At 65.2% G+C, this 13,053-nt stretch carries 14 protein-coding genes and 1 tRNA gene; 11 read left to right on the top strand and 4 right to left on the bottom strand.

Features of this window, described 5'->3' with window-relative positions; all coding sequences use genetic code 11:
• Position 1: 1 nt before the first annotated feature.
• The 3 genes from K359_RS0129085 to K359_RS0129075 form a co-directional block, all read right to left on the bottom strand.
• Entirely contained in the window at positions 2-241 is a 240-nt protein-coding gene (locus K359_RS0129085; protein WP_029082482.1) for a GIY-YIG nuclease family protein, read from the bottom strand.
• Between the two features lie 132 nt (positions 242-373).
• Positions 374-449: transfer RNA gene (locus K359_RS0129080), tRNA-Ala, on the bottom strand.
• A 95-nt stretch (positions 450-544) separates the two neighbouring features.
• On the bottom strand, positions 545-952 hold the full coding sequence (locus tag K359_RS0129075) for a TIGR02300 family protein (protein WP_029082481.1): 408 nt from the start codon (positions 950-952) through the stop codon (positions 545-547).
• A gap of 146 nt (positions 953-1,098) precedes the next feature.
• Between K359_RS0129075 and aroA the strand changes: the two genes are divergently transcribed.
• Positions 1,099-2,436 carry a 3-phosphoshikimate 1-carboxyvinyltransferase gene (gene aroA, locus K359_RS0129070; RefSeq protein WP_029082480.1) on the top strand — a complete coding sequence of 446 codons (1,338 nt, stop codon included), beginning with the start codon at positions 1,099-1,101 and terminating at the stop codon, positions 2,434-2,436.
• Positions 2,433-3,062 (top strand): (d)CMP kinase, encoded by a 630-nt coding sequence (gene cmk / locus K359_RS0129065; RefSeq protein ID WP_029082479.1) that lies wholly within the window; start codon positions 2,433-2,435, stop codon positions 3,060-3,062. Before aroA ends, cmk begins: the two co-directional genes overlap by 4 nt.
• A 96-nt stretch (positions 3,063-3,158) precedes the next feature.
• Here the strand turns inward: cmk and K359_RS61620 are convergent, their stop codons facing one another.
• Positions 3,159-3,332, bottom strand: a complete 174-nt coding sequence (locus tag K359_RS61620; protein ID WP_156928709.1) for a hypothetical protein — start codon at positions 3,330-3,332, stop codon at positions 3,159-3,161.
• A gap of 484 nt (positions 3,333-3,816) precedes the next feature.
• Here K359_RS61620 and rpsA point away from each other — a divergent pair, with 484 nt between their 5' ends.
• The 9 genes from rpsA to K359_RS0129015 all read left to right on the top strand — a co-directional run bounded on the left by rpsA (position 3,817) and on the right by K359_RS0129015 (position 12,919).
• Complete coding sequence (rpsA, locus tag K359_RS0129055; protein WP_029082478.1) at positions 3,817-5,526, top strand: 30S ribosomal protein S1; 1,710 nt, start codon at positions 3,817-3,819, stop codon at positions 5,524-5,526.
• Positions 5,527-5,797: 271 nt separating this feature from the next.
• Positions 5,798-6,775 (top strand): signal peptide peptidase SppA, encoded by a 978-nt coding sequence (sppA, locus tag K359_RS0129050; protein ID WP_029082477.1) that lies wholly within the window; start codon positions 5,798-5,800, stop codon positions 6,773-6,775.
• Positions 6,776-6,949: 174 nt separating this feature from the next.
• The gene (locus tag K359_RS0129045) at positions 6,950-7,276 is read left to right on the top strand and encodes an integration host factor subunit beta (protein WP_029082476.1); all 327 of its coding nucleotides are present in this window, start codon (positions 6,950-6,952) and stop codon (positions 7,274-7,276) included.
• An 87-nt stretch (positions 7,277-7,363) separates the two neighbouring features.
• The gene (locus K359_RS0129040; RefSeq protein ID WP_029082475.1) at positions 7,364-7,750 is read left to right on the top strand and encodes a lipopolysaccharide assembly LapA domain-containing protein; all 387 of its coding nucleotides are present in this window, start codon (positions 7,364-7,366) and stop codon (positions 7,748-7,750) included.
• 76 nt (positions 7,751-7,826) lie between these two features.
• Positions 7,827-8,486, top strand: coding sequence for a phosphoribosylanthranilate isomerase (locus K359_RS0129035; protein ID WP_029082474.1), 660 nt, complete (start codon positions 7,827-7,829; stop codon positions 8,484-8,486).
• Positions 8,483-9,700, top strand: a complete 1,218-nt coding sequence (trpB, locus tag K359_RS0129030; RefSeq protein ID WP_029082473.1) for a tryptophan synthase subunit beta — start codon at positions 8,483-8,485, stop codon at positions 9,698-9,700. The genes K359_RS0129035 and trpB overlap by 4 nt, the downstream gene beginning before the upstream one ends.
• Positions 9,697-10,533 (top strand): tryptophan synthase subunit alpha, encoded by an 837-nt coding sequence (gene trpA / locus K359_RS0129025; protein WP_029082472.1) that lies wholly within the window; start codon positions 9,697-9,699, stop codon positions 10,531-10,533. Before trpB ends, trpA begins: the two co-directional genes overlap by 4 nt.
• Before the next feature lie 104 nt (positions 10,534-10,637).
• Positions 10,638-11,579 carry an acetyl-CoA carboxylase, carboxyltransferase subunit beta gene (gene accD, locus K359_RS0129020; RefSeq protein ID WP_029082471.1) on the top strand — a complete coding sequence of 314 codons (942 nt, stop codon included), beginning with the start codon at positions 10,638-10,640 and terminating at the stop codon, positions 11,577-11,579.
• A gap of 95 nt (positions 11,580-11,674) precedes the next feature.
• Positions 11,675-12,919, top strand: a complete 1,245-nt coding sequence (locus tag K359_RS0129015; protein WP_245284751.1) for a folylpolyglutamate synthase/dihydrofolate synthase family protein — start codon at positions 11,675-11,677, stop codon at positions 12,917-12,919.
• Positions 12,920-13,053: the final 134 nt, after the last annotated feature.

Here is a 13,053-nt window from a genome sequence, read left to right as displayed (position 1 = left end):
GTCAGAGGCGCTTATTGGTGAAGGCGCGGCCGCTGTGGGATTTAAGGTATTTCTCGAATGCCAGGGCTTTGTACTTGTCCGGGAATGCGCAGTACCAAACGAGTTGCCAGGGCCTGAACTTTGAGGTGTGCGCGGATTTGCCGGCATTGTGCTCGGGAATCCGTCGTTTCAGATCCTCGGTGGCACCAACATCTTCCTGATCAGGGAAGTTGGTGCTGCGGATGATGTACACGTACCACATTCGCATCCGCTGGAGCCGGATGGGGATAGAACCCTTGGCAGTCCGTCTTCGCCCTTCGGGCTACGCCGGACACCACGCTTCGCCCTTCAGGCAACTCGTGGCTGCGCCACGCGTAGCCCGAAGGGCGAAGCGTGGTGGAGCCAGGCGGGATCGAACCGCCGACCTCTTGCATGCCATGCAAGCGCTCTCCCAGCTGAGCTATGGCCCCTTATCCAGTTGGGATGACCCTGGGGGATCGATCCCGGCCCGCGCGGCCTAAGCGACTCGCGCGGCAGCACCGTTGATCATAGATCGGCGCCGATCTCAAGTCTCTTCATCACCGCCGACGTCACCAATGATATCGGTCACGTCCTCATCGCCCTCTTCCTCGTCGGCGATGAAGGTCGAATCGTCGTCGTCATCGTCATCGATGGTCTCATCGACCTCGATATCGTCCTCGGATTCGGGAACCACGGCCTTGACCTTACCGGTGTTCTCCTCGGCATCGGCCTCCTCGAGCGAGACCAATTCCTCGGTCTCGGCCGCCTCGGGCATCTCGGCGGCGGTCGCAGGCGAACTGACGGTGGCGCCACGGCCTCGCGGCGGGGCCACGGGTGCGATCGGCACGACCTCGCCGGTGTAGGGCGAGATCACCGGATTCTTGTTGAGGTCGTAGAACTTCTTGCCCGTGGTCGGGCAAATACGCTTGGTTCCGAGCTCGGACTTGGCCAACGTGGTCATCCCAGAATTTTGCTGAAAAACGGTGCTTCACTTGGCTAGTTGAGCCGCCGCTGTCAATAGCGGTTTGCGCGCAAGTGACGGGCGCGTGACGCGGTGTTGCCTATGTGATACCTGCCGCGGCGCGAGAGGACACAATCTTGGCCCATTCTGACACCCCGACCCCGCTGGAATCGCGCGCCTGCGGCCCCCTGGCCGGCAAAGTCCGCGTTCCCGGCGATAAATCGATCTCCCACCGTGCGCTGATCCTGGGGGCGCTTTCGGTGGGCGAAACCCGCATTTCCGGCCTGCTGGAGGGCGAGGACGTCCTCAATACCGCCAAATCCATGCGCGCATTGGGCGCCAAGGTGGAGCGGACGGCCCCGTTTACCTGGTCGGTCGCAGGCGTCGGCGTCGGCGGCTTCGCCCAGCCCACAGCCGCGCTCGATTTTGGCAATTCCGGCACCGGCTGCCGCCTGGTGATGGGCGCGGTGGCCGGCTGTCCGATCGCGGCCATCTTCGACGGCGACGCCTCGCTGCGCACGCGGCCGATGCGCCGCATCCTCGACCCGCTGGAATTGATGGGCGCCCGGACCAGCGACATCAGGGAGGGCGGCCGGCTGCCGCTCACCCTGCATGGCGCCCGCTATCCGGTGCCGATCGTCTACAAGACGCCGGTCGCCTCGGCCCAGATCAAGTCCGCGGTGCTGCTGGCGGGGCTGTCCGCGCCCGGCATTACCACCGTGATCGAGCAGGAGGCGAGCCGCGACCATACCGAGCTGATGCTGAAGCATTTCGGTGCCGAGATCTCCTCGGAGACGGAAGGCAGTCATGGCCGGAGGATCACGCTGAACGGCGAGCCCGAGCTGCACGGGGCCGATGTCGTGGTGCCCGCTGATCCGTCCTCGGCGTCGTTCCCGATCGTGGCGGCGCTGATCGTTGAGGGATCCGACGTGGTGTTCTCCGACGTGATGACCAATCCGCTGCGCACCGGGCTGTTCACCACGCTGCGCGAAATGGGCGCCTCGATCGAGGAGAGCGATGTGCGCGGCGATGCCGGCGAGCCGATGGCGCAATTGCGCGTGCGCGCCTCGAAGCTGAAGGGCGTCGAGGTGCCGCCGGAGCGCGCGCCGTCGATGATCGACGAATATCTGGTGCTGGCGGTTGCGGCCGCCTTCGCCGAGGGCACCACGATCATGCGCGGCCTGCAGGAGCTGCGCGTCAAGGAATCTGACCGGCTTGAAGCCACCGCCGACATGCTGCGGGTCAATGGGGTCAAGGTCGAGGTCTCCGGCGACGACCTGATCGTCGAGGGCCGCGGCCATGTTCCGGGCGGCGGCCTGGTCGCGACCCATATGGACCACCGCATCGCGATGTCGGCGCTGGTGATGGGCTGCGCGTCCGATCGGCCGGTCAAGATCGACGACACCGGCTTCATCGCCACCAGTTTTCCGGATTTCATTCCGATGATGCGCGCGCTCGGAGCTGACTTCGCATGATCATCGCCATCGACGGACCCGCCGCCTCGGGCAAGGGCACGCTCGGCAAGCGGCTCGCCCACCACTACGGCTATCGCCATCTCGACACCGGCGTGATCTACCGCGCGGTGGCCTATGCCATGATCGCCGCCGGTGCCGATCTCGGCGACAAGGTGCTGGCGGTGGCCGCGGCGCTCGAGCTCGATCCCGAAAAATTCGGCAATCCGATCCTGAAGACCCAGAAGGTCGGCGATGCCGCCTCGGTGGTGTCGGCCATTCCCGAGGTGCGCGAGGTGCTGGTGAATTTCCAGCGCCAATTCGCCGCCGATCCGCCCGGTGCGGTGCTCGATGGGCGCGACATCGGCACCGTGATCTGTCCGAATGCCGACGTGAAGATCTTCGTGGTTGCCGACCCCCGGGTGCGGGCGCGGCGGCGCACGCTGGAGGCGCGCGCCCGCGGCGAGGACGCCGACGAGGAAGCCGTGCTCGCCGACATTCTCAAGCGCGACGATCGGGACAAGAACCGGGCGATTGCGCCATTGCGGCCGGCGGCGGACGCCCACACGCTGGATAATTCCAACCTCGACATCGAGGCCGGCGTCCGCGCCGCCATCGCGATCGTCGAGGCGGCGCGCGCCAGGCGCTGATCCGGCGAGGCTCGGACAAGAAAAAGCGCGATGACGGATCATCGCGCTCCGGGTCCGGCAAGGACCAGTTGGATCAGTTTTGGATCAGTTCTTGGTTTAGTTCTTGGACCAGTAGCGGTCGAACGGCAGTTCCTGCTCGGCCATGGTCAGAAGCGGCTGCACTTTTTGGGCCGACGCGGCGTGCCCGGCCGGTACGGCTCGAGGCAGCGCGGCGACGGCATTTCCAATCGTCAGGACGGCAAACACCGCCAGCACCACAAAGCTTTTCATTGGTCGTCCCCCTGTTTTTAACGGTGCCATCGTAGTGGGGGGCTGCTTAAGGGCGGGTTCCAGGGCGCCCCTCCTGCGTCGCATTTCGCGCGATGCGGTCAACAAGGCGTTGAGGCGCAGCCGCGGGCGCGATCAGCCTTAAGCGCCCGTAAATCGGGCATTTCCAGCTTGCCCAAAATGACCTCCGGGGCTATATCAGCGCCGTTCGGAGCGCCATCGACCATGTCGAGGCCATGTCTGAGCGGGCCGGCGCCGGGTTTTAGCCCTCGCCGCATCTGGAGGAACGCCCGCTCCCAGGTCTTGAAGTCGATATTTTCGTTTCAGGCTCCGGACAATTCAAACGTACCGAACGTGCAGTCATGCTGCCGGCCCGCTGTTGCGCCTCCTGCAACAAGCGGTCGTCAGGGTTTGCGGAACCCTGACACTTCACGCGCGGTGCGCCCATCAACCCGAACGGCCGGCAAGATCCCGCACTGGAGAACAAATGGCTTCGAATACTGTGTCTTCCTATACCCCGACCCGCGACGATTTCGCCGCGATGCTTGATGAGTCCTTTGCCGGCGGCAATTTGCAGGAAAGCTCGGTCATCAAGGGCAAGGTGGTTGCAATTGAGAAGGACATGGCCGTCATCGACGTCGGCCTGAAGACCGAAGGCCGCGTCGCGCTGCGCGAATTCGCCGGCCCCGGCCGTGAAAGCGATCTGAAGGTAGGTGACGAAGTCGAGGTGTTCCTCGACCGCATCGAGAATGCGCTCGGCGAAGCCGTGCTGTCGCGCGACAAGGCGCGCCGCGAGGAGAGCTGGGGCAAGCTCGAGAAGGCGTTCCAGAACAACGAAAAGGTCAACGGCGTCATCTTCAACCAGGTCAAGGGCGGCTTCACGGTCGACCTCGACGGTGCGGTGGCGTTCCTGCCGCGCTCGCAGGTCGACATTCGTCCGATCCGCGACGTCGCGCCGCTGATGAACAACTCGCAGCCGTTCCAGATCCTCAAGATGGACCGCCGCCGCGGCAACATCGTGGTGTCGCGCCGCACGGTTCTCGAAGAGACCCGCGCCGAGCAGCGCCAGGAGCTGGTGCAGAACCTCGAAGAGGGTCAGGTGATCGACGGCGTGGTCAAGAACATCACCGATTACGGTGCGTTCGTTGATCTCGGCGGCATCGACGGCCTGCTGCACGTCACCGATATCGCCTGGCGCCGCGTCAACCACCCGACCGAGGTGCTGACCATCGGCCAGACGGTGAAGGTCAAGATCATCAAGATCAACCACGAGACGCACCGCATCTCGCTCGGCATGAAGCAGCTGCTGGACGATCCGTGGCAGGGCATCGAAGCCAAGTACCCGCTGGGTGCCCGCTTCACCGGCCGCGTCACCAACATCACCGACTACGGCGCGTTCGTCGAGCTCGAGCCGGGCATCGAAGGCCTGATCCACGTCTCCGAGATGTCGTGGACCAAGAAGAACATGCACCCCGGCAAGATCGTTTCGACCTCGCAGGAAGTCGAAGTGCAGGTGCTGGAAGTGGATTCGGTCAAGCGCCGTATCTCGCTCGGTCTCAAGCAGACCATGCGCAATCCCTGGGAAGTCTTCGTCGAGAAGTTCCCGGTCGGCTCGACTGTCGAAGGCGAGGTCAAGAACAAGACCGAGTTCGGTCTGTTCCTCGGTCTCGACGGCGATGTAGACGGCATGGTCCATCTCTCCGACCTCGACTGGAAGCTTCCGGGCGAGCAGGTCATCGACAACTTCAAGAAGGGCGACATGGTCAAGGCCGTGGTGCTCGATGTCGATGTCGAGAAGGAGCGGATCTCGCTCGGCGTCAAGCAGCTCGAAGGCGACCCCTTCGCCGAGCCGGGCGACGTCAAGAAGGGCGCGGTCGTGACCTGCGAAGTGCTCGAAGTGAAGGAGAGCGGCATCGAGGTCCGGATCTCGGGCACCGAGTTCACCACCTTCATCAAGCGGTCCGAGCTGGCCCGCGACCGCAACGACCAGCGCGCCGAGCGCTTCGCCGTCGGCGAGAAGGTCGATGCCCGCGTCATCCAGTTCGACAAGAAGGCCCGCAAGGTGCAGGTCTCGATCAAGGCGCTGGAAGTCGCAGAAGAGAAGGAAGCCATCGCGCAGTACGGCTCCTCCGATTCGGGTGCGACGCTCGGCGACATCCTCGGCACCGCGCTGAAGAACCGCGGCACCGACAAGTAAGGCTCGTTCGATTGAGACGATTGGGGCCCCGGCGAAAGCCGGGGCCTTTTTGTCTTGTAGCCCGGATGCAGCGCAGCGAAATCCGGGGCTCTGCACCCGCGGTAAGGCCTTCCAGGATTACGCTTCGCTTCTTCCGGGCTACAATGCGGGCAATGTCGCGGGCCTTGTTTTCTTCATATTGCGTCGCAATTGATGTATTTGGCTAAGCTGATAGTGACGCTGCGACTGCAAAAGGCGTCGATTGCGCGCTGACCATTTCTGGAGAGATCGGATGTCGCTGGATTCAGACGTGATCGTCGACCGCCGCCGGATCAGGCGCAAGCTGACGTTCTGGCGCGTCGCCGCTGCGGTCATTGCGATCGCGGCCATCGTAGGCGTGGGCGTGATCGCCGCCGGCGGGCGCGGCACCTTTGCGACCTCGAACGCGATCGCGCGCGTCAGTATCGACGGACTGATCCGCAGCGATCAGGAGCGCGTCGAGGCGCTGGAGCGGCTCGGCAAGTCGAGCTATGCGGCTGTCGTCGTGCATATCAATTCGCCTGGCGGTACCACCGCGGGCTCCGAGCAGCTTTACGACTCGCTGGTGCAGTTGAAGGCGAAGAAGCCGCTTGTCGTCGTGGTCGAGGGATTGGCGGCCTCGGGCGGCTACATCACGGCGATCGCCTCCGATCATATCGTCGCCCAGCAGACCTCGCTGGTCGGCTCGATCGGCGTGCTCTTCCAGTTTCCGAACGTGTCCGAATTGCTCAAGACCGTCGGCGTGAAGATGGAGGAGATCAAATCCTCGCCGCTGAAGGCGGCGCCCAACGGCTTCGAGCCGACCAGCCCGGAGGCCCGCGCCGCGATCGACGGTCTGGTCAAGGACTCCTATGCCTGGTTCCGTGGATTGGTGAAGGAGCGGCGCGGCATGGATGACGCCCTGCTGGAGAAGGTCGCCGACGGCCGCGTCTTCACCGGCCGGCAGGCGGTCGATCTCAAGCTGATCGATCAGCTCGGGGACGAGAAGACCGCGATCGCCTGGCTGGTTGCGGAGAAGAAGGTCAAAAGCGACCTGCCGGTGCGCAATTACAAGCTTAATCCGCGATTCAGCGACCTGACCTTCCTGCGCACGGCGGCGTCCGTGACGCTCGATGCGTTCGGCCTCGGCGGCTTCGCGCGGCGGATCGAGCAGGGCGGCGTGGCCCAGGCGGTCGATCGATTCGGGCTCGACGGCATGTTGGCATTGTGGAGCCCGATGGGAACCGACTAGCCAGCTGTCAAACGCGTACTCATCAGGGTATTCCCGCTCTGCGGGAATCGCCGCATGCCCCAATTGGGCTATTTGTCACGTGATTTCCCGACGCTCTAAATCGATTTAGCGTCTTGACAGTGCACGGCATTTTCACGGAAATGGGTTTCCGCAAGAGCCCGGATCCCATTTTCGATGATCAAATCCGAACTTGTTCAGCGTATCGCCGAGCACAACCCGCACCTCTACCAGCGGGACGTCGAGAACATTGTGAATGCGATTCTCGACGAAATCGTTGCGGCGCTGGCGCGTGGCGACCGCGTCGAGCTGCGCGGTTTTGGCGCATTCTCGGTGAAGCATCGCCCGGCGCGTGCCGGCCGCAATCCGCGAACCGGCGAGCATGTGCCGGTCGATCAGAAGAGCGTGCCGTTCTTCAAGACCGGCAAGGAAATGCGCGAGCGCCTCAATCGCGACGCCGACGCGGAAGCCTCCAAGGTCGACGCGCCCAAAGCTGACGCCTGACAAGGCCGACGCCTAACGCGCGACGTCACGCGTTGCCGTGTTGCGGGCGATCTGCCCGCACTGCCTCCATCGCTGCGAGAGATGGTCATGCGAAAGTTCTTCACGGCATTGGTCGTCATTCCGCTCGGACTGATCTTCATCATCTTTGCGGTCGCCAACCGTCACTGGGTGACGGTGTCGTTCGATCCCTTCAACTCTGTGACGCCTGTGGTTGCGGTCACATTGCCGCTGTTCGTCGTGATCATTGTCTCCGCGATCCTGGGCGTGCTCGCGGGCGGCATCGCGACCTGGTTCAGGCAGGGGCGCTGGCGCCGCGCGGCCCGGCAGCACGAGGCCGACGCCCGCCAAGTCCGCTCGGAGCTCGCCGACCTCAGGGCCGCCGCCTCCCGGGATGACGCGCAGCGCCGCCCGGCGCCGGGGCAGCTCGGGTTTTACGGGCCCAATGGGCGAGACAAGCAGGGCGCGACGTTGTAGAACCCGCCCCGTCGGACCGGGGTGCACCCCGGTTCCGGCCGCCCGAAAACCCGTTTTGAAGCCCCGTTTCGAGACCATGCCCCTGCTCGTCAAAATCTGCGGCCTGTCCACGCGCGAGACGCTCGACGTCGCGCTTGAGGGCGGCGCCGACATGGTCGGGTTCGTGTTCTTTGCCCCATCGCCGCGCCATATCAGCCTCGAGACCGCGCGCGAGCTCGGCAAGCAGGCCAAGGGCCGCGCCGTCAAGGTCGCGCTGACTGTCGATGCCGACGACGCCACCATCGAGAACATCGTCGAGACGCTGCGTCCGGATGTCCTGCAGCTGCACGGCAAGGAGACCACGGCGCGGCTGCGTGATCTCAAGCAGAAATTCGGCCTGCCGTTGATGAAGGCGCTGCCGGTCGAGACCGCAGCCGACCTCGCCCCGCTGCCGGGCTATGCCAGCGTCGCCGACCGCATTCTGTTCGACGCCCGCGCGCCGAAGGATGCCACGCGGCCGGGCGGCCTCGGCGCGCCCTTCGATTGGCACGTGCTTGAAAATCTCGATCTCGCGCTGCCCTACATGGTCTCCGGCGGGCTCAATGCCGAGAACGTCACTGAAGCTGTCCGCGTCACCCGCGCCGGCGGGGTCGACGTCTCGTCGGGCGTCGAGCGCACGCCCGGCGTCAAGGATCCCGAATTGATCCGCGCCTTCATCCGCGCCGCACGCGCAACCCAAGAACTGATGGTTCGATGAATCCTAACCTGCCCAATTCCTTCCGCAGCGGTCCCGACGAGCGCGGGCATTTCGGTATTTTCGGCGGACGCTTCGTCGCGGAAACGCTGATGCCGCTGATCCTCGATCTCGAAAAGGCCTATGCCGACGCCAAGGCCGATCCGGCATTCCAGGCCGAGATGAACGTCTATCTGAAGGACTATGTCGGCCGGCCGTCGCCGCTGTATTTCGCCGAACGGCTCACCGGGCATCTCGGCGGCGCGAAGATCTATCTGAAGCGCGAGGAACTCAACCACACCGGTTCGCACAAGGTCAACAACGTGCTCGGCCAGATCATGGTCGCGCGCCGCATGGGCAAGAAGCGCATCATTGCCGAGACCGGCGCCGGCCAGCACGGCGTGGCGACGGCGACGCTGTGCGCGCGCTTCGGGCTCGAATGCGTGGTCTATATGGGCGCGGTCGACGTCGAGCGGCAGCAGCCGAACGTGATCCGCATGGAGATGCTGGGCGCCACGGTGATCCCGGTGCAGTCGGGCGCGCGCACGCTGAAGGATGCGATGAACGACGCGCTGCGCGACTGGGTCACCAACGTTCACAACACCTTCTATTGCATCGGCACGGTGGCGGGTCCGCACCCCTATCCGATGATGGTGCGCGACTTCCAGTCGATCATCGGCCACGAGACGCGCAAGCAGATGCAGGAGGCCGAGGGCCGCCTGCCGGACTCGCTGGTCGCTTGCATCGGCGGCGGCTCCAATGCGATGGGTCTGTTCCATCCGTTCCTGGACGATCCCTCGGTCGAGATTTTTGGCGTTGAGGCGGCCGGTCATGGACTGACGCAGCTGCATGCGGCTTCGCTCGCCGGCGGCCGTCCCGGCGTGCTGCACGGCAACCGCACCTATCTGCTGATGGACGCCGACGGCCAGATCGAGGAAGCGCATTCGATCTCGGCGGGCCTCGATTATCCCGGCATTGGCCCCGAGCACGCCTGGTTGCACGAGACCGGCCGCGTGAAATATCTCTCGGCCACCGATGAGGAGGCGCTGGCCGCATTCCAGCTGCTGTCGCGGCTGGAGGGCATCATCCCCGCGCTGGAATCCGCGCACGCCATCGCGAAACTTTCCGAACTCGCGCCGCAGCGGCCGAAGGATCACCTGATGGTGGTCAACCTCTCGGGCCGTGGCGACAAGGACGTGCCGCAGGTCGGCGACATCTTGAAGGGCAGGAAGAAGTGAGCACCCGTATCGACGCACGTTTCGCCGCGCTGAAGCAGCAGGGCCGCTCCGCTTTCGTCACCTTCGTGATGGCCGGCGATCCCGACGCAAAGACCTCGCTCGACATCCTCAAGGCGCTGCCGAAGGCCGGCGCCGACGTCATCGAGATCGGCATGCCCTTCACCGATCCGATGGCCGATGGCCCGTCGATCCAGGCCGCCGGCCTGCGTGCGCTCAAGGGCGGCATGACGCTGCGCAAGACGCTGGCGATGGTCCGCGACTTCCGCAAGGACGACAATGCCACGCCGATCGTGCTGATGGGCTACTACAATCCGATCTACATCTACGGCGTCGACAGCTTCCTGGCCGATGCCAAGGAAGCCGGCGTCGACGGCCTGATCATCGTCGACCTGCCGCCGGAGGAAGACACCGAGCTCTGCATCCCCGCGATGAAGGCCGGGCTGAACTTCATCCGGCTGGCGACGCCGACCACCGACGACAAGCGCCTGCCGGCGGTGCTCGCCAACACCTCGGGCTTTGTCTACTACGTCTCGATCACCGGCATCACCGGCGCTGCGACTGCCGATTCGAACGCGGTTTCGGAAGCCGTCGCCCGCATCAAGCGCCACACCAGGCTGCCGGTCTGCGTCGGCTTCGGCATCCGCACCCCGGAAACGGCACGCGCGATCGCCGAAAACGCCAACGGCGCCGTGGTCGGCACCGCGATCGTCGACGTGGTGCGGGGGAGCCTCGATGCCGAGGGCCGCGCGACGCCAAAGACCGTGAGCGCGGTCGCGGACCTGGTGTCCGCGCTGGCGCAGGGGGTCCGGGGCGCCAAACAGGCCGCTGAATAAGCCACATTTTGCGGCAACAAGGCCGCCGACGGCGGCTTGCCGGGTTCGCCCGGCCCGCCATATATCCAGCTGGTGCGGGACCGACCCGCATTTCGGAGCGAACCATGAATTGGCTCACCAACGTCGTCCGGCCGAAGATCCGCAACATCCTGCGCCGCGAGACGCCGGAAAACCTCTGGATCAAATGTCCGGATTCCGGACAGCTCGTGTTCTACAAGGACGTCGAGGCCAACCAGTTCGTAATCCCCGGCTCCAACTACCACATGCGCATGGGCGCGGTGGCGCGGCTGAAGTCGGTCTTCGACAACGAGACCTGGTTCGACGTCGCGCTGCCCGAGGTGACGGCGGACCCGCTGAAATTCCGCGATGAGCGAAAGTATGTCGACCGCATCAAGGACGCCCGCACCAAGACCGGGCTGAACGACGCGATCAAGGTCGGCTACGGCAAGCTCGAAGGCGCTGGCGTCGTGGTCGCGGTGCAGGATTTCGATTTCATGGGCGGCTCGCTCGGCATGGCCGCCGGTGAGGCGATGGTGCGCGGGCTTGAGCTCGCGGTCGAGAAGAAGTCGCCCTTCATCGTGTTCGCAGCATCCGGCGGCGCGCGGATGCAGGAAGGCATCCTGTCGCTGATGCAGATGCCGCGCACCACGGTCGGCGTGCAGATGCTGCGCGAGGCGAAGCAGCCCTATATCGTGGTGCTGACCAATCCGACCACCGGCGGCGTCACCGCCTCCTATGCGATGCTTGGCGACATCCAGATCGCCGAGCCCGGCGCGCTGATCGGCTTTGCCGGCGCGCGCGTGATCGAGCAGACCATCCGCGAGAAGCTGCCGGAAGGTTTTCAGCGCGCCGAATATCTGCGCGAGCACGGCATGGTCGACATGGTCGTGCATCGCCACGAGATGAAGTCCACGCTGGCGCGGCTTTGCCGCCTGCTGACCAAGTCGCCGGCGCCTGAAACCGCCTCCAAGCCAACTGTCGCCGTCACCGAGCCGGCCCAGATCGTCACGGCGCCGGAGACGGTGCCGGCCGCGCCGCACGCGTGACCGCAAGCGCCGCCCCATCGCAGGCCTCGTTCGAGGCGTTGATCGCGCGGATATCGGCGCTGCATCCGAAGCGCATCGATCTCAGCCTCGATCGCATGCGCGGCCTGATGGAGCGGCTCGATCATCCCGAGCGAAAGCTGCCGCCGGTGATCCATGTCGCCGGCACCAACGGCAAGGGCTCGACGATCGCCTATCTGCGCGCGATCCTCGAGGCATCAGGCTTGCGCGTGCACGTCTTCACCTCGCCTTACCTGGTGCGGCTCAACGAATGCTACCGGCTCGGCGCCGTCGGCGGCGGCAAGCTCGTCGGCGACGATGAGCTGCGCGCGACGTTCGAGGATTGCGAGCGCATCAACGCCGGCAACCCCATCACCATCTTCGAGATGGAAACCGCCGTCGCGTTCTGCCTGTTCGCCAAGCATCCGGCCGACGTCGCGTTGCTCGAGGTCGGCCTCGGCGGCCGGCTAGATTCGACCAATGTGGTCGAGACGCCGCTCGCCTCGGTGATCGCACCGGTCAGCATGGATCACATGGAATTCCTCGGCGACACACTGACTTTGATCGCCGGCGAGAAGGCCGCGATCATCAAGCGCAAGGTGCCGGTGGTCTCTGCCGAGCAGGCGCCGGAAGCGATGGCCGTGATCGAGGCGGAGGCGAACCGCATGCGCGCGCCGCTGCATGCGGCCGGCCAGCAATGGCATGTCAGCGTCGAGCGCGGCCGGCTGGTCTATCAGGACGAGCGCGGCTTGATGGATCTGGCCGCGCCAAAGCTGTTCGGCCGGCACCAGTTCGACAATGCCGGCCTTGCGATCGCGACATTGCGCGCGATCGACACGTTCAAGCTCAACATCGCCGCCTATGAGGCCGGCATCGTCAATGCGGAATGGCCGGCCCGGATGCAGCGGCTGGCCTCCGGTACGCTCGTCTGCCAGGGGCCGCAGGGCTCCGAGGTCTGGCTCGATGGCGGACACAATGCCGAGGGCGGCCGCGTTGCGGCCGCAGCGCTCGGCGATCTCGAGGAGCGGGTGTCGCGGCCGCTGGTCGTGATAACAGGCATGATGGCCAACAAGGATGCCAATGCCTTCCTCGCCAATTTCGCCGGGCTGACGCGCCACATCATCGCGGTCCCGGTGCCCGGCCGCGACAACGGCATGGCGCCGGACAAGCTGGCGGACGCCGCGCGTGCGCTCGGGATGCGTGTCGAGATCGCTGGTGGCGTCGACGCTGCCTTGCAGCGGCTCGCCACGCTCGCCTACGAGGTACCGCCGCGCATCCTGATCACCGGTTCGCTGTACCTCGCCGGCCCGGTGCTTGCCGCCAACGGCACGCCTCCTGCATAATCGATCTCGTGTCCCGGACGCGGAGCAGCGCGCAGCGGTGCTCCGCAGAGCCGGGACCCATCTCGACACAATGGGCCCCGGCTCAGCAGCACACCACTGCGTGCTGCGCTGCGTCCGGGGCACGCAAGGGGACG

This window comes from Bradyrhizobium sp. th-b2, assembly GCF_000426785.1.
Lineage (GTDB): Bacteria > Pseudomonadota > Alphaproteobacteria > Rhizobiales > Xanthobacteraceae > Bradyrhizobium > Bradyrhizobium septentrionale.
Note: the sequence above shows the minus strand (reverse complement) of the source record. Positions and strands in the feature narration are given on the sequence as shown.